Here is a 17,877-nt window from a genome sequence, read left to right as displayed (position 1 = left end):
TAAGCGTCCGGGAGGCGCGTTACCTGCGTATTCTCACGATTCAGGGGGGGAGTAGGTGAAGTTTCCGTGCGCGGTTACTCTGTCGGCGTGTACGACATGACGGACCCGGCCGCCGCCCGCCGCGCGGCGATAGCCGCCGAGAAGGAGCGCCTGGCCAGGGCACGCGAGCGCCGGTCGAGCCGCGAACCGGCCGGCGCGAACGGCTTCGCCCAGCGCAAGTGGCGCTGGCTCGGCGTCAACGGCGGTGAGGCCGTCGACGCCGTGCTGGCCGTGCTCCACGACATCGTCGGGGCGCCGACGCTGACGGACGGACAGCGGGACACCCTGAACCGGGCCGTGGCCGGTGCGCCGGACCGCGAGGAACTCCTTCCGGCCGTCCGGGCCGGCCTCGCGACCCTGGAACCGGACGAAGTCCTCGGGCATCTGAGGTCCCTCTGGGCCGCCGGAGTGCGGTGGCTCAACGAGCCCGGCACGCGGCGGTGCCAGATCCTGTGCTCCACCGCCCCGGGGCCGGAACTCGGCAACGCGAAATCCCGGGCCGTCTCGGGAGGACCCGCCTTCTCCCTCTTCGTCACGGCCGCGACGCGAGGCGCCGTCCCCGTGCCGAACGCCCACCTGCCGTACGCCCTGTCCCACGCACCGCTCTCCGTCCTCGACGACCTCGTGGACCACGGCGGCCTGATGGAGGACGACCGGCCCTGGGAAGCACGGGGAGAGGACGACGCACTCCGTCTGCGGGCCCGGCTGGCCCCCTCCTCCCTTCGCGCGAGCGAGGCCGCGCGCATCGGCTGGGACGACTTCCTGCGCCGCCGTGCCTTCCTGGACGGGGGGACCGTCACCCGCAGGGAACCCGACGACGTCTGGGACCTGCTGCTCGACGTCGTGAGCGAGGCCCAGCTGTCGTCCCTCGACGCCCTGGACGCCGCCCTGCCGCGCGCCCGGCAGATCGAGCTGCGCAACCTGAAGTCCGGTGCCCTCAACGGGCAGTGGGGCATGGAAACGGTGCGCGACAAAGGCCTGTGGAAGCTGATGGCCGCCCTGTGGCAGCCGACCGAGCCCGTCGACCCGACCCGCAGTGACTTCCATGCCCTGGTCGCGCTCAGGCGGGCCTACGACCTCACCAGGTCCGGGGAACTGGAGGCGGCACGCGGCCAGACGGACTCCTTCCTGAGGAAAAGCGCCGTCAAGTCGCTCCCTGCCGGGTTGCTGTCCGAGGCGTACACCGTCGCGGCGTACGTGGCGGTGGCCACGTCGGCCCGCGCGACCGGGAGGGAGAGGCTCGCCCTGGCGGAGGAACACGCAGAGAAGGCGGCAGAGGCGGGCGGCGCCGTGGCGGAGCGCAACCTCGCCCTCGTCCGCACGTGGAAGGACACGCCCAGGAACCAGCGGGAGCCGATGACGAACCCGTTCCTGGAACTCGGCCTGGACCACGGGGCCGAAGGATGGGACCGGCGCTGCCGGGACCTCTTCCGCCAGTACGAGGAGACGGGGGACCACACCAGCCAGTCCCGGGTCAACCGGGCCGAGGGCCGTATCGAAGAGGCCCTGCGCCATGACTCCGGACTCGACGTGTTCTTCCAGCTGCCGCTCGTCAGGTCCCGCTTCGAGCTGCCGGACGCCGTCCCCCGGCAACTGGTGCCGCCCCTGGAGCCGATGGCCCGCCGCACCTCGCTCACCGGCGGCAAGGACCTGGAGACCATGCGTGCCCGCGCCGCCGTCGAACTGCTCGACGACTTCCGGAGCACCGCACCCCACCTCGACCGGCACGGTTCCACCCGCTGACGACCCTTTCCCGCAACGACCACGACGACCACGCACGACGGTGAGCGAGGCGCAACCAGTCCATGGCCCAGAACAAGAAATCCGCGGCACGCCGTGGTGCGAAGAAGGTTCCCAAGAACCAGCGTGCTCATCGCGTCTGCCCGCACTGCAAGCAGATACAGCCGGGCCAGGACCGGGCGGACGCGCCGCACAAGCCCGGAGGGCTGAAGAAGGTCCGCAGGGCGAGGCAGCAGCAGCCGGCCGAACAGCCGGCCGCCGCCGAGCAGCAGGCCGCCCCGCAGGCACCGGATCCCATCGACCCCATCGACGCCAAGACGATCATCCAGGGCGTGGTCGAACGGATCCCCGCCGCTCTGGAGGCCACGGCGGGCGGTGACGCCGCCGCCGTCCCGGCCACCGGGCTGAACTCGGCCGTGCGCAAGGCCGTGCTCGACGAGTTCCGGACCCGCGCCCAGTTCGTGGGCCGGCTCGCGGAGATCGACGCGCTGCTGTGGACCCAGGCGGACCACAGCGGTGAGCTCGTCAGCGGCACGCTGCTGGACCATCTGCGGCAGTTGCGCCTGCTCCGGATCACCGAACCGGAGGAGGGAAACGGCCGCTTCGTCGTCACCGAGGGCGAGGGCGAGAAGCTCGAGCTGCTGCGTCCGGCCTACGTGGACGAGGTGACAGGCAAGGTGGTCCTGGCCGGACACCTGCGAAGGGTTTCCGCGCACGACAGCGCAGTGGGGGGAGAAGCGTGACAACCGGTATCGACTTCGGCACCACCAACTCGGTGGCCGCCCAGTGGAACGGCGAGTACGTCGAGGTCCTGGAGCTCGGCGCACAGGGACTCGACGCGGACTGGAAGCGGCCCGGCTTCGAACTGCTCTACCCGTCGGTGGTGGGCACCAGCTCCCTGCGGGCGGGAGCCCTGTTCGGCTGGGAGGCCAAACTCCGCTCCGAGCAGGCGGTCGAGGCGTGCAAGCGCATGCTGCGCGAAGAGCCCCTCGTGAAGATCGGAGGGGAGCGGTTCGCCGCGACCACCGCCGCCGCCGGAGTCTTCCGGTCCATGGCCACGGCCGCGGAGGAGGAAGCCGCGACCGAGATCGCGGAAGCCGTGATCACCGTGCCCGCCAACGCCACCGGCGCGGCCAGGTTCCGTACCCGCGAGGCGGCACGAGCGGCGGGCATCACGGTCAAGACCCTCCTCAACGAGCCCACGGCCGCCGCCATCTCCTACGCGCACGCCGTGGAGGAGGACGGCGAGTTCCTCGTCTTCGACTGGGGCGGCGGAACCATGGACGCCACCCTGCTCCTGCACGACGACGGCTTCTTCGACGAGAAGGCCAGCCGAGGCGTCAACCAGCTGGGCGGCCTGGAGATCGACGCGCGACTGCGTCGCATGGTCCTCAACCGGGCGCCCGCGCGCAGACAGTGGTCCGAGTCCGAGCAGCGGCAGTTCAACCTCGACCTGGAACGCAACAAGATCCTCCTGTCGTCCCAGGAATCCGTACGCGTCACGACCCCGGACGGCGTCGTCGTCGAGATCGGCCAGGAGGAGTTCTCCGCCGCGATCCAGGACCTGATCAGCCGCGCCCTCGACCCGGTCGAGGCCTGCCTCGAACAGGCCCGCATCGACCCGCGCGACCTCACCGCCGTCCTGATGATCGGCGGCAGCAGCCAGATTCCCGCGGTGCGCGAGGCCGTGGCCGAGGCGCTGGACTGCGAACTGGTCGGGCCCGAACTGTGCGACCCCATGACCGCGGTCGCGCAGGGGGCCGCCATCAGCGCGGCCGCCATGGACGGCGAACTCAAGAGCATCATCCGGGTCGTCAACACCCACGCGCTGGGAACGGTGACCAAGGACCGGGACGGCACCCGGGCCTTCAGCGCGCTCATCGACCGCAACCAGCGGCTGCCGCAGCAGCGGGCCAAGTCGTACCAGCCGTCCAAGGACGGAGTGCGGCGGCTGACCGTGGAGGTGTGGGAAGGAGACCCGGACCGGCCCGTCGACCACCCCGACAACGTCAAACTGACCGAACTCGTCCTGGCCTACCCGCAGCGCTCCCAGGCCGAAGAGGGTGCGTTCGACCTGGAGTACACGTACAGCAAGGAGGGGCTGCTGACCGTGAAGGCGACCCTCCAGAGGACCGGCGAGACCGTACTCGACGGCGAGGTCAGGGTCTTCGGCGACAGCACGGTGCCCCCGGAGGTCGAGGAGGAGCTCACGAGGCTGTTCGCCCTGAGCGCCTCCGAGCGCGCGGCACCCCGGCCGACCCACCCCCAGCGGCACCCCGGCCCCACCGGCACGCAGTCCGGTGGACGACCCGCCGGCGGACCCTCGGCGAAGAACGCCGGGCCGCCGTCGCCGACCTTCCTGGCAGCCAAGGCCGCCGGCCGGGCGCCGCTCACCCCGCCGGCGTCCGTGGCCGGGAAGCCCGCTGCGGCGACCGGACAGAAGCCCGCCGCGCTGGTCGTCGACGGGTCCAACCTGGCCTGGAACGGCCGCCCGCCCCGCGCGGCAGGAGGAAAGCCCAGCTTCCTCGCCCTGCAAGCCGCCATCAGGTCCCTGCAGTTCAAGAACCCCGACCGGGACATCCACGTCGTCGTCGACGCCACCCTCCGCCACGACGTCACGGCGGAGGAGCGGCCGCTGGTGGAGCAGGCCGTCGCCGACGGCACCGTGGTCCAGCCGCCCGCCGGCACCGAGGGCCGTGGCGACGCGCTGGTCATCAGCATCGCCGACGAGATCGGCGGAGTGATCGTCTCCAACGACAACTTCGCCCCCTTCCAGAAGGCCAACCCCTGGCTCCTGGAGAACAACCGGGTCCTGGGCGCCACCCACTCCCAGGGACTCTGGGTCTTCAACCCCCGCACCCCCAACGCCGCCGTACCGACACGGCGGCGCCACTGACGGCGGTCGCCCGGGACTCGCGCCCCGCCTGATCTCCGGTCAGGCGGGGCAGATCTCCGAGGGGAGGCCGCTTCAGGCCCTCTGACACCGGTGACCGGTAACCACCGCTCGCCGTTCCGGAATCCCGGCGAACGGCGAACGCCGAGCCCTGGCGCGAGGGCCACTGAGATGAACTCGCACTCGGGAAGGGGAGGAGGAGAGGGAGGCGGGGGGACGTGGGCTGACGGCGCGCCGTACTTTCGTTCTGCCCGTTCTTTCGTGCTGTCCGCGCTGCCTCAGCCCTGCACGGTTCGGTTTGCCCGGAGAAAGGTCCGCACTCCCTCGACGACGAGTGGCCGGACGCGGCTGTCCTCCGCGGCATTCGCGGAACCGAGCCTGTCCATCGCCGACGGAGCTCGGGCGGGTCCGCATGCAGGCCGGGGTCCGGAACCGGCGTGGTGGTGATCAACAGCACCTGGGCCGCAGGGTGCTCTGGAGCGTGGAGCTCCTCTTGGCCGTCGTTGCCGGGGACCGGGTCGGGTCGGATCGGTCGCTCAGGAAAAGGGTTGCGGCCCGGCCGTGTGCTGAGCCGCAGGTCGGCCTCACGGCTGCTCGGCGTCGGCGTCGTCGGCGGGGTCAGGCGTGCCCCTCTGCGGCGTTGCCGTCTGATTCCTTCTCCGCGGCGGTGTACCGGACGGGCCGGTCCTCGGTCTTGATCAGGAGGCCCCCGGCGGCGAGGTCGCGGAGGATCTGGCGGGTGTTCTTCTCCTGGGGCTCGTGTCCCGCGTCGCGCAGGGCGCGCAGGCCCCGGGTGGTGTCCCAGCAGCCGCCGTAGGCGCGTACCGCCTTCTCGAGGTCGGCGCGCTGGCTGGACGTGCCGGCAATCGGTTCGGTCGTCGTGCCGGTCCTCACGCCTGCTCGGCTGCGGCGGGCGCGTGCGCGCGCCTCGTGTGGTGGGTGATGCTCGCCGGGGCGCCGACGTAGGCGCACGACGGGCACTTCCGCCACACGCCCTCGGCGACTGCGCGGGCGCTCACCGAGTGGCCGGGCCCGTACCCGTGCGCGTGCAGCAACTGGGCGATGGAGGAGCCGTATTCCGCCGCCGGCAGGGCCGCCTCGGCCACCTTGTCGTGGCCCTGGGCGAAGAAGGAACCCGCGCCGACCTTCCTGGCGCAGCCGCACCAGCAGGGCCGGCCTTCACCAGCTCCCCGACCGCGGCCGTGGTCTGCGGTGCCGCCGCCTCGAAGCCGAGTTCCTGGTATCCCCAGTCCCGTTCGTTGAACGGGGGGTTGCACAAGGCGATGTCGGCCCGTGTGCCCGCGAAGGGGTCCTCGCGCAGCGCGTCGGCCGTGACGATCTCCGTACGAACGTCCCGCCCCTTCGTGGCGAACCCGAGACGGGCGGCGGCCGGCGCGGCGAGGGCCGGGTTTCGCTCGCAGCCCAGCACGGTCAGCCGCGAGCCGTCGTACTCCTGCGCCGAGGCAGCCGCCAGGTGTCCGGTGCCGCAGGCGGGATCGAGGACGGTCAGCTCCTCTTCCGATGCGCCGATGCGTGCGGCGAGTGCGGCCCGTGTCATCAGGGTGGCGAGGGTGTGGTGCTGAGCTGTCGGAACATGTGTCCCGAGCCAGCGTTGCAACAGGAATTCGAAGGTCTCGCGCGGCCCTTCGGCGCGGCCCAGGGCCGCCGCCTCGCCGACCAACTGCCGTACTTCGGCGGAAAGCTCGAGGGAGGTGGTACGTGTGCGGGGCGAGCGCATCCGGCGGGCCGCCTCGGCGATCGCCAGACCCGACTCCTCCCGGCTGCCGAGCGCTTCGAAACGAGGCCACAGGAACTCGCGGCCCCCGATGTCCTTGAGCTTGCCGTTCTTCCGCGGCCAGCGCTCGACCTCCGCGAGCGAGAACTGCGGACTGACGTCGGTACCGCCGATGCGGGAGGGGAACGAGTCGTGGCGGCGCCGCCAGTTGCTCACCGCGTCCGCCCGCTTCCTGCGCGGCGGGCTGAAGGCGCGGGCGGACGAGGAGGGCGTGCCGTCGCATGCAGCGGCTGCTCTGCATCCCTGGCCGAACCGTCCACGACGCCTCCCACAGGCTCGTAACGAGGCTCGGTGTGCCGCTCCGGCTACCCTCCCTGTGTGGAGCAGGAGCATCCCCTCGTCCGTGACGTCTTCCCCGACCTTGTCGCCGAACTGACCACTCTCCTGGAGGACGAGGGAGAGCACGAGTTGGCGGTCTGCGTGCGGGATGTCCGTCTGGTCGCCATGTGCGACTGCGGCGACGACTTCTGTCAGAGCATCCACACAGCGGTGCACCAGAAGGGCAAGCCGTACGGCGAGGGCCACCGGTGCGTACCGCTCTCGCCTTCGAAGGGCATGTTGGTCCTCGACGCCGTGTACGGCCGGATCATGTACATCGAGATACTGGACCGGGCGCCCATGACCCGTCTGAAGCCCTGATGTCCACGCCCCGCCGCGGAGCGGTCCCGCCGGGGCCGTCAGCGGAACGCGGCGACGTTCTCCGCGGCCCACTGCCGGAAGGGCCTGGCAGGGGAGCCGGTGACACGCGAAACGGTGTCGTGCACCTTGAGCAGTTCGTCGTTGACGTCCCCACCCATCAGGTCGAGCACCGCGTGCGCGGTCCGGTCTCCCATGAAAGGGGCCATCTGCCGGTGCGCCTCTTCCCGGCTGATCCCCTCGACGGACACGTCGTGCCCCAGCGCCGCCCCGATCGCTCGCGCCTGCTGCCGGGGCGTGATCCGTTCCGGCCCGGTCAGTGCGTACGTCCGCCCGCGGTGCCCCGGCTCCGTCAGCGCCGCCCGGGCCACCGCCGCGATGTCGGCGGGGTGGACGGCGGGAAGCCCGATGTCCGCATAGGGCACCCGGATCGACCGGTGTTCCCGGATCGACGCCGCCCACCACAGGGCGTTCGACGCGAACTGTGTCGGGCGCAGGACCGTCCAGCTCATCCCGCTGTCCTGGAGCATCCGCTCGACGGCCAGGTTCCCGGCGGCGGCGGGCAGGTGCGGATGCGTCCGCACCGTTACGGAGGACACGAGCACCACGTGCTCCACACCCGCCTGCCGGGCGGCCGTGAGAACGTCCGCGTCCGCACCCATGCCCGGCACGAGGAACAGGGAGCGCACTCCGTCCAGCGCCGGCTTCAGCGAGGCGGGCCGGGCGAGGTCGCCCTCGACGGCCTCGACTCCGTCGGGGAACGGGGCTCGGGCGGCGTCACGGGTCAGGCCTCGCACGGGTGAGGCGCCGGACCCGTGCAACTGCCGCACCAGAGCGCTTCCGATGTTTCCGGTGGCACCCGTCACGAGGATCATCGTCGTCTTCTCCTGCCGTCGGCCGGTGATCACGTCTGCCGCACGCTAGAACCTCAACCAAGGCTCAGGTCAAGCGGAGGGCCCGGGGCCGAGGCCGGCAAGGTGAGGATCTTCGGGCGAGGCAGGACCTCGGAGCCCCGGAAACGACACCTCCTGATGGCGCATCAGTGGATGAGCGGCCACTCCGACGTCGCGGTGTGTGAGGTGTGGAGCCTGCCCGCCGCCGATACCTTCCCAGGACTGCCGGGCAGGTGGTTCACGTCGAGGCGGTGCCGCCCGCCTTTGTCAGGGTGCAGACGCCGTCCGCGCAGCCGCGTTGCAGGCGGCCGCGGGAGACGGTCTGCGCCAGGCCGATCATCCAGCAGGCCGGACAGCCGCGGAGGGCGACCAGCCCCAGGGGTGCGGCCAGCAGGGTGGCGGGGCCGGCGAAGGGAACCAGGGCGATCGAGCCGATGATCAGGCCGAAGCCCAGAGCACCGCGCAGCAGGTGCTGGGGGACGGAGGTGCTGGCGAAGTCCGCCTCCGCACGGACGGGCCTGCCGGTTTCGGTGGTCTTCACGGTCGTGCCTCTCCTTCGGCTGCTTCATCGGCCGCCAGGGCCTCCCGCAGGGCGGCCCTGGCCCGGTGGAGCCTCGATTTCATGGCCGCGTTGCTCAGGCCGAGCGACTGGGCGACGAGACGGCCCGGATACCCCTGGACGTCCCTCATGACCAGCACCTGCCGCTGGTCGCGGGGAAGACCGCTGACCGCGACGGCGACCCGCTCGGCGTCCAGTCGCCGCAGCACCGAGGTCTCCGCGGAGGGCGCCGGCTCGCTGCCGGCCTCTTCGGTGACGGCGGTGGAGGCGGAGGTGAGCAGTCGTAGGTGCCGCAGGCATTCGTTGCGCACGATGCGGAACATCCAGGAAGCCAGGGCGCCGGATGCGCGGAGCGTGCCGATCTTCCGGTAGAGGATGATCAGCGCTTCCTGAGCCGCGTCCTCGGCGTCCTGCGGTGTGGCGCACAGCGACAGCGCGAACCTGCGCACGTGGGGCTGCGACTCCATGATCACAGCGGTCAGTGAGCTGATGCTGCCGTCCTGGGCAGCTTTGACCAGCCGCTCGTCGGGCCAAGGGGAGCTTCGACTCATGTGCCCTGCTCGTGTCCGGGGATCTGCCGTCGTGACGGGTGCGGATCAACCACGGTTCCGGTTCCTCCGCTTGAGCAACGTCACGCTGCACGTGCAGACCAGCAGTACACCGGCCACGGCAATGATCGCGATCATCATGCTTCGTTCCTCCTGGTATCCGCCGGCCCGCGCGGCCGGTTCATGGATAAGAGGCGGCGGAGGCGGAAAAGGATTCAGCGCCGCTGCGGCCGGCACCGGAGCGCGGTGCCCGTCCCGCCCGCCGACCGGCTCGCCGTGCGGCAGCCCGTGGCCCGGGACATCCTGTGAGGCTCCGAGACGTCACGGTCCGTCGCCCTCGTCACGGCCGAGCCGGCGGCCGACGTGAGGACGGACCGCACGGAGTGAGCGTGTGCCGTTGCACGGGTGCTCGGCCGGCGAGGCGGTCAGCCCGTCTGCACCGGGCTGTCGGCGAAGGCGACGGCCAGGTCCGACTCGATGCGGGCGGCGCAACTGCGCAGCGTGGGGAGGAGGGTGTCCCTGGTGTGCTCGGGTGGTTCGGGGCCGGCGTGCAGGGCGATGTTCACGGCTGCGACGGCCCGCCCGCCCCGGTCCCGGACCGGTACGGCGAGTGAGCGCAGTCCCGCCTCCAGCTCCTGCTCGACCAGGGCGTGCCCCTCACGGGCGACCCGGTCCAGGACGGTGGCGAGCGCGTCGGGCGAGGTGAGCGTGTGGGGGGTCAGGGCCCGGGGGTGTGAGGCGTCGATGCGTTCCCGCCGGTCCGCCCCGGGCAGGTCCGCGAGCAGGACCCGGCCCATGGAGGTGGCGTACGCGGGCAGCCGCGTGCCGGGCATGATCCGGGCGCTGGTGATCTGTAGGGCGGCGGCCCGGGCCACGTAGTGGACCTCGGTGCCGTCGAGGACCGCCAGTGAGGCCGACTCCCTCACCCGCCCGGCCAGTTCGGTCAGATGGGGCTGGGCGATGTCGGCGAGGGTGAGGGTGGACAGCCGCGCGTAGCCGAGTTCGAGGACGCGCGGGGACGGCAGGAAGCGGCGGCCGTGCTGTTCCACGTAACCGAGTTGACGGAGCGTCAGGAGGTTGCGGCGGGTGCTGGGGTACGAGAGCCCGGCGGCCTCGGCGGCCTCGGCGAGGGTGAGTCCGCCGCGCCGCCGGCCGAGCGCGGTCAGGACGGCGAGGCCCCTGGCCAGTGCCTGCAGGAAGGACGGCCCCAGTTCGGGCTTGGCGTCGGCGTAGGCGGGGGCGGCGGGCGGCACGGCGGCTGCCGCCGGGACGCCGTACAGCTCGTCCGCGATGCGCCGGGCCTCCTCCGTCATCGTAGCCAGCGCGTGCGCGCGCAGTTCCTCGCCGCTGTGGCGGCTGGTGTGAGCGAGCACGCTGATCGCGCAGACGGGCCGGCCGTGGGGGTCGCGTACCGGGACCGCCACCGCGACCAGGCCCGGGGCGACCAGCTGGTCGTCCAGCGCCCAGCCGTCCGCGTCGGCCGCCGCGGTCCAGGCGGCGAAGTGGGCCTCCGTCTGCTCGGGGGCAGGAGCGGTGCGGCGCGCGGGAACGGCCGGGAAGGTCTCGTCGAGGGGGTCGGCGGCACGGCGGGCCCGCCACACGTCGTACGTGCCGGGCTGCCATCCGGGGGCGAGTACGGCACCGGCCGCGCAGCGCTCGGCGGGCAGCAGGTCGCCGACGCGGAAGCCCAGGGGGATCATCCGGCCGGACGGGACGGCCTTGCCGACGATGCGTGCGTCGCAGCCGTCGAGGACGATCGCCGAGACCGACTCGTCGAGGGTGCGGGCCAGCCGCTCCAGGCTCGGCCGCAGCGCGCGGGACATGCCGCTGGCGTGCAGGTAGGCGTTGCCGAACTCCATCAGGCGCGGGGCGGGCACGAGGTCGCGTCCCACGGCGCGCAGATGGTCGAGGTGGGTCAGGGTCGCGGTGATCCGGTCGGCGGTCGAACGCGCCAGGCCGGTCGCGCGGACGAGGTCGCCCGGGCGCACGGAGTGGGGGGCGTCCGCCACGATCCGCAGCACGGCCAGTCCGCGCTCCAGCGGGCCGGCGGCTTCCGCCGGGGAGTCCGCCGACGCGGGGGCCGTCGGCGCCTCCGGTGCCGCCCTCGAAACGCCCGGCGCCATGGCACTTCCTCCTGTGTGTCGGCTCCCCTGCGCATGAGGCCGTACCCGTCTCCGGGAGAACGCTACCGGCCATTGACAGCCTCCCGGCGATCGCGGAGACTCGGCACACTCAATAAATGAAAATAAGTTCACTCAGCGAAAAATAGTAGCCCAGTGTGCTGCGGAACGCATCCCACCGGGCAGCCGCCCCCTCACCCGCGCCCGCCGATGCCTGAACCCTCACGTCCCCCTGTACAGGAGCACCCCGTGTCCCTCTCCCGAGGACTGATCATCAACGGCCAGGAGGTCCCCGCCTCCTCCGGCCGCACCGCGACCGACACCAACCCCTGGACCGGAGCCGTCTGCGCGGAGGTCGCCGCGGGCACCCCGGACGACGTGCGCCGTGCCGTGGACGCCGCCGACGCCGCGTTCGAGGCGTGGGCCGCGACCAAGCCGGCCGAACGCCGCCGCATCTTCCTGCGCGCCGCGCAGCTGATGGCCGAGCGCACCGACGAGGTCGTACGGCTGATGGCCGCGGAGGTCGGCGGTGTCGCACCCTGGGCGGGCTTCAACGCCCACCTGGCCGCCGACATCCTGCTGGAGGCGGCGGCCGAGGTCAGCCGCCCGACCGGCCGGATCCTCGCCACCGACGCCGACGGCGTCCACTCCGCGCAGGTGCGGGTGCCCAAGGGGGTGATCGCCGCGATCTCGCCGTGGAACGCGCCGGTCATCCTCGGCGTCCGCGCGGTGGCGATGCCGATCGCGATGGGCAACACCGTGGTGATGAAGCCCAGCGAGGACGCGCCGATCGCCTGCGGCCTGCTGATCTCGGACGTGCTGCACGAGGCGGGACTGCCCGAGGGCGTGCTCAACGTCGTCACCAACGACCGCGCCGACGCGGCCGAGGTGGTGTCCGCGCTGATCGCAGACCCCCGGGTGCGGATGGTCAACTTCACCGGCTCCACGGAGGTCGGCCGCACCATCGGCGTCCAGGCCGCCCAGCACCTCAAGCCCGCCGTACTCGAACTCGGCGGCAAGAACGCCCTGCTGGTACTGGAGGACGCGGACGTCGACTACGCGGTGGACGCCGCGGTCTTCGGCTCCTTCATGAACGCGGGCCAGATCTGCATGTGCGTGGACCGGGTCGTCGTCCACCGCGCGGTCGCCGACGAGTTCACCGCCAAGTTCGCCGCCCGCGTCCGGGCGCTGCCCTGCGGCGATCCGAGTGATCCGGCGACGGCGGTCGGTCCGGTCGTGAACGAGGCCGCCGCCCGCCGGGTCGCGTCACTCGTCGCGGACGCGGTCTCCCAGGGTGCGGAACTGGCCGCGGGCACCGGCGAGATCGAGGAACCGGGCACCCTGATCCGCCCGGTCGTCCTCACCGGGGTCACCAAGGAGATGAAGATCTACTACGACGAGGTCTTCGGCCCGGCGACCGTCGTCCACGTCGTCGACGGCGCCGACGAGGCCGTCGCGCTCGCCAACGACACCCCGTACGGGCTCACCGCAGGCGTCATCACCGAGGACCTGGCCAAGGGCCTGGAGGTCGCCGGCCGTCTGCGCACCGGCATCGTCCACATCAACGACCAGTCCATCGCGGACGAACCGCAGGCCCCCTTCGGCGGCGTCAAGAGCTCCGGCTACGGCCGCTTCGGCGGCCAGGCCGGCGCCGAGGCCTTCACCGACACCCGCTGGGTCACGGCGCAGGCCAGGGGTCACGCGCACTTCCCGATCTGACGGACGGGCGCCCGGCCGGCCGGACAGGCGGCAGCCGCACTGCGGGAGCCGCCACCGGGCCGTCCGGTGCGGAGCGACCGGCGCAATGCTCGGTGTGAACGCGCACGACGCAGATCTGGCCGACGTCCTCGGGACCCGTGAGACTCCGACCCTGGAGTTCAAGCGGACCGCGAAGAGGGAGGGCAAGCGCGGCGACGCCATCGGCAACGCCGTCTGCGCCATGGCCAACGATCTCGTCGGCAAGGGCGGAGGCGACATCCTCGTCGGCGTCGCGGACGACGGCTCCGGGCCCGTGGAAACGAGCCGGGTCCGCCCGTGACCACGCAGGTCGACGGCAACCGGATGGCAGTCTCGCACCAGATGGGCTGCCACATCTGCCCGAGCCGCGGCGTTGTGCCCGCTGCCGTGGACGAGCAGCACACCCTCACCGCGACCACCGAAGTCAATGCCCGACACAACCCCGTCGGAAACCGGGAGTTCGATCTCTGTGCCGATCACCATCGCACCCTGCCCATGGGAGGACGGCAGGCGCAACCGCTTTCCGCAGGGCGTCGGGTGGGTGACGGGGCAGGTCCTGGAGACCCGTCTGTCGCCTGCCACCCGTCCGTAAGAAGGCCCCCCTTCCTGTCGGCGCAGCCGGTGAGATCAAGTGGTGTCAGTGGTGTCGTCCGACGTGAACACCGGACCGGCGCTACACCACACACGGGTTGGCTGTCCGGTGGAGGCCTGAGCCCTCGGCGGGCGCGTAGACGGCACCCCCTCGCTTCGACACGCGGACCTCCCCGTGCTCGTGCACCGCGAGTCCGTTTCTGTAACCGGGCGAATGTCTGGTTGGGCACCCCGAACGCGGCGCCCGGCCGGACAATCAACTCCGGACCGAGGGAGGTGCCGAGGGGCGCGCCTCAGCAGGGCAGGGTCGCCGGGCCGGGGAGGTAGTCCGGGTCCACCTGGGCGGCCAGGTCCTCGCCGGTGCGGGCGTCTGCCCAGGCGCGGGCGTTGCGCAGGTGGAACTCCACGGCGTGGCGGTGGAGGCGGCCCCAGTCGCGGGGATGGGAGTCGACGGCCCCGCGCATGACCGTCAGGGCGTGGCGGTTGTGGGGCTCCAGTGTGCTCAGGGGGGCCGAGGCGTTCGGGTCGGTCGGGTCGGTCGGCTGTACCCGGCCCTGTTCCGCCGCCCTCACCCAGTCCGAGTGCACCAGGTGGGTCAGGAGGTCGTCGCCCACCTGTTCCTTGAGGAAGAGAAGATCCTCCTCGCAGGTCACCTTGTTGCCGACGACCGCGATACGGATGCCGAACTCGCGGGCGTGGTCGCGGTACTGGCGGTAGACGGAGACGCCCTTGCGGGTGGGTTCGGCGACCAGGAAGGTGAGGTCGAAGCGGGTGAACAGGCCGGAGGCGAAGGCATCGGCGCCGGCGGTCATGTCGACCACCACGTACTCGCCGGGGCCGTCGATCAGGTGGCCCAGGTACAGCTCCACCGCGCCCAGCTTGGAGTGGTAGCAGGCCACGCCCAGGTCGCTGTCGTCGAACTCGCCCGTGGCCATCAGCGGGACGCCGCCGACCCGCGCGACGTGCAGCGCGTGCAGTTCGTCGTCGCCGAGCAGACTCAGGAGGCGTGAACCCCGCCCGGCCGGAGTCGTCTTGATCATCGACTCGGTGGAGGTGATGCGGGGGTTGGTGCCGCGCAGGTACGCCTTGATGTCGTGCAGGCGCGGGCCCAGGGGAGGGGGCGTGACCGGGGTGCCGTCGGCGGGGGCGAGCGCCTCGGCCAGGTGCTGGTTGATGTCGCCGTCGATGGCGAGCACCGGGGCGCCGGCGGCGGCCAGGTGACGGGAGAAGAGGGCCGACATCGTCGTCTTGCCGCTGCCGCCCTTGCCGACGAACGCGATCCTCATCGGCGCCCCACCCTTTTGAAAACGAATGTCATGTCGCTAGGTTCTAGGGGTGTGGTGGTGGCGGTGTCAAATTCCGCGGCGCGTGTCACGGCCGTTGGTCAGGCGATTCACTCGGATGATCGATCCTGGAGGCTTGGTGCATCACTTGTGCAAGTGCGTGGCTACATCGACAGGGCCGTGGGGTCGGCGGACCTCGACCGTGCGCGCCGTGATGCCCGACACCGTCTACCGCGACTTCGGCACCGGTTACGTGCCCCGGTGGCACGGCGACATCATCGATCCGGCCGCCGCCTACCTCTCCTCGCCACACCCTCCTCGTCGCCATCGACCCCGAGGGCGACCGTGGCGGCAGCGGCAGCGGCAGCGGCAGCGGTGCCGGTGACGTCGTCGCCACCGCCGCGCCGGACTCCCGCGGGCCCGCGCACCCGCCGAACCCGCGCGAACCCGCCGAGCGGTGTCCCTCCGGCGAGACCGCGCAGGTGCGGCGCGTGTACGTCCGGCCGCGCTCCTGCGGCGGGCCGTACACGCGGCCGCCCCGGTGCTCCGGTCCGTCCGGACCCTCCCCGGCCCCGCGGTGCCGCCGGCGCGGACCGCGCGGTGTCCGCCGTCGGCGCGTGCCGTGCGGTGCTGTGCGAGGACGTGCTCCCCGTTGAGGCATGCTGTACGCATGAGTTCCGAAGCCATAGCCCGACTGCACGAAGTACGTGAGCTGTTGGCGTCCTTCCAGGGGCCGTCCAGTGTCCGCCGGGCCGCCGAACTGGAGGGCGCCGCCGAGAAGGTCGCCTCCTGCGCCGCGGACCTGGTCGACGTCAAGGTCCCCCGCGACCTCCAGCTCCGGCTCGCCTTTGCCGTCAAAGCCCTTCGGGGCGCGCGGAAAGCGGCGCGTGCCCACCGCCGCAACCCGCTGACCCGCCCGCTCTCCCACGCCCGCTTCGCGCTGAACACGGGCAAGGCGGGCGGCTGGATCCACGGTGCTCTGGAGATCCTGGACCCCGAGAACACACCCCCGTCCCCCTACGGCGCGGACGAGGCGAACATCGGGTAACCGAACGCCGGGTAACCGACCGCAGGGCCCGCGTCGGCCACCGCGGCCGACCGGACGTCACCGCGCGACGAGTTCCCGCACCGGCCGCTCGACGGGGGCGGGCCGCACCCGCGAGGTCCGCCGCAGCCACAGCACGTCCCGGCCGAACGACCACACCAGCAGCCCCAGCGCCAGCGCCGCCACCCCCGCATTGACCGGGTGCGGCAGCAGGTTCGCGCCCGCCACCAGCAGGAGGACGCCCTGGAGCGCGGCCACCGTCTTGCGGGCCGTGCTCGGCGGCAGCGCGGCGTTCAGCCACGGCCACACCCGGGCCGCGGCGACGAAGACGTACCGCATACCACCGATCAGCAGCACCCAGGGCCCCATCGCCATGGACACGTACACGCTGAGCACCAGGATGAGGAACGCGTCCACCTCCATGTCGAAGCGGGCGCCCAGCGGCGTCGACGTGCCGGTCCTGCGCGCCACCTTGCCGTCCACCCCGTCGAGGATGAGGGCCACGGCGGTCAGGCCGACGAGGAGACTGACGGGCGGTGAGTCCTGGAAGGAGTCGGCGACCAGCGCGGTCACCCCGCCGACCAGGATCGCCCGGCCGAGCGTGACCCGGTTGGCCGCGCCGAACGAGCGCAGCCGGGACCGGTGCAGGGCCCGGGAGAGCACCGCCCACGTGGCGATCGCGAACGCGAGGCCGGTCAGCCAGCCCGCAGGGCCCATGCCGATCGCCGTACCGAGCAGCGCCAGCAGCAGGACCTGTGCACCCGCCCCCACGGCGGTTTCCTGCTGTACGAGCCTTGCGTCGTACCTGTTGTTCAGGGCCACCGAACACCCTCCGGCCGTGTGACAGAGTCGATCAACGCCGCTACCTTGTGCGCGGCCTGTGCACTCCTCGGTACGCGTGCAACGTGACGATCGTTCAGGAGGAATTCGATGAACCGTGCCGCTCATGCGTTCTGGCTCGACTCGCCCGGCCGAGGCGGAATCCGGGAAGTCCCCCTGTCCGGACCGGGCGAGGACGAGGTCCTGGTGCGCTCGCTGTACTCCGGGGTGAGCCGGGGCACGGAGACCCTCGTCTTCCGCGGCCGGGTGCCCGAGAGCCAGCACGCCGCCATGCGCGCGCCGTTCCAGGAGGGCGACTTCCCGGGACCGGTGAAGTACGGCTACCTCAACGTGGGCGTGGTGGAGGAAGGGCCGGCACCGCTCGTCGGGCGGACGGTCTTCTGCCTCTACCCGCACCAGACCCGCTACGTCGTCCCGGCGGGCGCGGTGACACCCGTGCCCGGCACCGTGCCCGCCCGACGGGCCGTGCTCGCCGGCACCGTGGAGACCGCCGTCAACGCCCTGTGGGACGCGGCGCCGCTGATCGGCGACCGGATCGCCGTCGTCGGCGGCGGCATGGTCGGCAGCTCGGTCGCCGCGCTGCTGGCCCGCTTCCCGGGCGTACGGGTCCAGCTCGTCGACGCCGACCCCGCGCGCGCCAGGACCGCCGAGGCCCTCGGCGTCGGGTTCGCGCTGCCCGGCGACGCCCTCGGCGGCTGCGACCTGGTCGTGCACGCCAGCGCCACCGAGGAGGGGCTCACCCGCTCCCTCGAACTCCTCTCCGCCGAGGGCACGGTGATCGAGCTGAGCTGGTACGGCGACCGGAAGGTGAGCCTTCCGCTGGGCGAGGCCTTCCACTCACGGCGGCTCGTCATCCGCAGCAGCCAGGTCGGCACCGTCTCCCCGGCCCGCCCCGGCCGCAGCTACGCCGACCGGCTCGCCCTCGCCCTCGACCTGCTGGCCGACCCCGCCCTGGACGCGCTCATCACCGGCGAGTCGGAGTTCGCGGAACTGCCCGCGCTCATGCCCCGCCTCGCCTCCGGCGACATCCCGGCCCTGTGCCACCTCGTGCGCTACGACGAGGCCACTGCCTGACCTGATAAAAGACGTGCCTGACGCTGAACGCCGGGAGGCGTCCGGCCGTACTACCCGGCATCCCCGGCGGCGATCAGCCGGGGA

The 17,877-nt window shown here is 72.2% G+C and carries 16 protein-coding genes and 2 pseudogenes; 9 read left to right on the top strand and 9 right to left on the bottom strand.

Going from position 1 to position 17,877, the window contains the following annotated elements; genetic code table 11:
- Positions 1-96: 96 nt before the first annotated feature.
- From ACFWVE_RS02395 to ACFWVE_RS02385, 3 genes are all read left to right on the top strand, one after another.
- A complete protein-coding gene (locus tag ACFWVE_RS02395; RefSeq protein WP_384007567.1) occupies positions 97-1,782 on the top strand; it encodes a hypothetical protein in 1,686 nt (561 codons plus the stop codon).
- Between the two features lie 62 nt (positions 1,783-1,844).
- Positions 1,845-2,522, top strand: coding sequence for a hypothetical protein (locus ACFWVE_RS02390; protein ID WP_384007457.1), 678 nt, complete (start codon positions 1,845-1,847; stop codon positions 2,520-2,522).
- Positions 2,519-4,675: an Hsp70 family protein gene (locus ACFWVE_RS02385; protein WP_384007456.1), complete on the top strand. Its 2,157-nt coding sequence runs from the start codon at positions 2,519-2,521 to the stop codon at positions 4,673-4,675. The genes ACFWVE_RS02390 and ACFWVE_RS02385 overlap by 4 nt, the downstream gene beginning before the upstream one ends.
- A gap of 615 nt (positions 4,676-5,290) precedes the next feature.
- Here the strand turns inward: ACFWVE_RS02385 and ACFWVE_RS02380 are convergent.
- Both ACFWVE_RS02380 and ACFWVE_RS02375 read right to left on the bottom strand, forming a co-directional pair.
- Positions 5,291-5,566: a hypothetical protein gene (locus ACFWVE_RS02380; protein WP_384007454.1), complete on the bottom strand. Its 276-nt coding sequence runs from the start codon at positions 5,564-5,566 to the stop codon at positions 5,291-5,293.
- Positions 5,567-5,687: 121 nt separating this feature from the next.
- Positions 5,688-6,623, bottom strand: coding sequence for an N-6 DNA methylase (locus ACFWVE_RS02375; RefSeq protein ID WP_384007452.1), 936 nt, complete (start codon positions 6,621-6,623; stop codon positions 5,688-5,690).
- Positions 6,624-6,785: 162 nt separating this feature from the next.
- Between ACFWVE_RS02375 and ACFWVE_RS02370 the strand changes: the two genes are divergently transcribed.
- On the top strand, positions 6,786-7,106 hold the full coding sequence (locus ACFWVE_RS02370) for a hypothetical protein (protein ID WP_384007450.1): 321 nt from the start codon (positions 6,786-6,788) through the stop codon (positions 7,104-7,106).
- Positions 7,107-7,144: 38 nt separating this feature from the next.
- Here the strand turns inward: ACFWVE_RS02370 and ACFWVE_RS02365 are convergent, their stop codons facing one another.
- The 4 genes from ACFWVE_RS02365 to ACFWVE_RS02350 all read right to left on the bottom strand — a co-directional run bounded on the left by ACFWVE_RS02365 (position 7,145) and on the right by ACFWVE_RS02350 (position 11,226).
- A complete protein-coding gene (locus ACFWVE_RS02365; protein ID WP_384007565.1) occupies positions 7,145-7,978 on the bottom strand; it encodes an SDR family oxidoreductase in 834 nt (277 codons plus the stop codon).
- Between the two features lie 256 nt (positions 7,979-8,234).
- A complete protein-coding gene (locus ACFWVE_RS02360; RefSeq protein WP_384007448.1) occupies positions 8,235-8,537 on the bottom strand; it encodes a hypothetical protein in 303 nt (100 codons plus the stop codon).
- Positions 8,534-9,106 carry an RNA polymerase sigma factor gene (locus ACFWVE_RS02355; protein WP_384007446.1) on the bottom strand — a complete coding sequence of 191 codons (573 nt, stop codon included), beginning with the start codon at positions 9,104-9,106 and terminating at the stop codon, positions 8,534-8,536. The genes ACFWVE_RS02360 and ACFWVE_RS02355 overlap by 4 nt, the downstream gene beginning before the upstream one ends.
- 422 nt (positions 9,107-9,528) lie before the next feature.
- Positions 9,529-11,226: an IclR family transcriptional regulator C-terminal domain-containing protein gene (locus ACFWVE_RS02350; protein WP_384007444.1), complete on the bottom strand. Its 1,698-nt coding sequence runs from the start codon at positions 11,224-11,226 to the stop codon at positions 9,529-9,531.
- Between the two features lie 246 nt (positions 11,227-11,472).
- Between ACFWVE_RS02350 and ACFWVE_RS02345 the strand changes: the two genes are divergently transcribed.
- On the top strand, positions 11,473-12,942 hold the full coding sequence (locus ACFWVE_RS02345; protein WP_384007442.1) for an aldehyde dehydrogenase family protein: 1,470 nt from the start codon (positions 11,473-11,475) through the stop codon (positions 12,940-12,942).
- An 85-nt stretch (positions 12,943-13,027) separates the two neighbouring features.
- Complete coding sequence (locus ACFWVE_RS02340; protein ID WP_384007440.1) at positions 13,028-13,261, top strand: helix-turn-helix domain-containing protein; 234 nt, start codon at positions 13,028-13,030, stop codon at positions 13,259-13,261.
- On the opposite strand, the pseudogene ACFWVE_RS02335 reads toward ACFWVE_RS02340, so the two are convergent.
- A pseudogene (locus ACFWVE_RS02335) lies at positions 13,225-13,440 on the bottom strand (alpha/beta fold hydrolase); the annotation flags it as partial. The gene ACFWVE_RS02340 and the pseudogene ACFWVE_RS02335 sit on opposite strands and share 37 nt — an antisense overlap.
- Positions 13,441-13,844: 404 nt before the next feature.
- Positions 13,845-14,837, bottom strand: coding sequence for an ATP-binding protein (locus ACFWVE_RS02330; protein WP_384007438.1), 993 nt, complete (start codon positions 14,835-14,837; stop codon positions 13,845-13,847).
- Positions 14,838-14,990: 153 nt separating this feature from the next.
- Here ACFWVE_RS02330 and ACFWVE_RS02325 point away from each other — a divergent pair.
- Together ACFWVE_RS02325 and ACFWVE_RS02320 are read left to right on the top strand one after the other, a co-directional pair.
- Positions 14,991-15,340: pseudogene (locus ACFWVE_RS02325) on the top strand (hypothetical protein); the annotation flags it as partial.
- 164 nt (positions 15,341-15,504) lie between these two features.
- Positions 15,505-15,882, top strand: coding sequence for a hypothetical protein (locus ACFWVE_RS02320; RefSeq protein WP_384007437.1), 378 nt, complete (start codon positions 15,505-15,507; stop codon positions 15,880-15,882).
- Between the two features lie 57 nt (positions 15,883-15,939).
- Here the strand turns inward: ACFWVE_RS02320 and ACFWVE_RS02315 are convergent, their stop codons facing one another.
- Positions 15,940-16,701 (bottom strand): CDP-alcohol phosphatidyltransferase family protein, encoded by a 762-nt coding sequence (locus ACFWVE_RS02315; RefSeq protein ID WP_384007435.1) that lies wholly within the window; start codon positions 16,699-16,701, stop codon positions 15,940-15,942.
- 108 nt (positions 16,702-16,809) lie between these two features.
- On the opposite strand from ACFWVE_RS02315, the gene ACFWVE_RS02310 reads away from it, so the two are divergent.
- On the top strand, positions 16,810-17,793 hold the full coding sequence (locus tag ACFWVE_RS02310; protein WP_384007433.1) for a zinc-binding alcohol dehydrogenase: 984 nt from the start codon (positions 16,810-16,812) through the stop codon (positions 17,791-17,793).
- Positions 17,794-17,877: the final 84 nt, after the last annotated feature.

It is taken from the genome of Streptomyces sp. NPDC058632, assembly GCF_042717095.1.
In the GTDB taxonomy this organism is placed as follows: domain Bacteria; phylum Actinomycetota; class Actinomycetes; order Streptomycetales; family Streptomycetaceae; genus Streptomyces.
The sequence above is the reverse complement of the archived record's forward strand: the minus strand, read 5'-3'. Positions and strand labels throughout refer to the sequence as shown.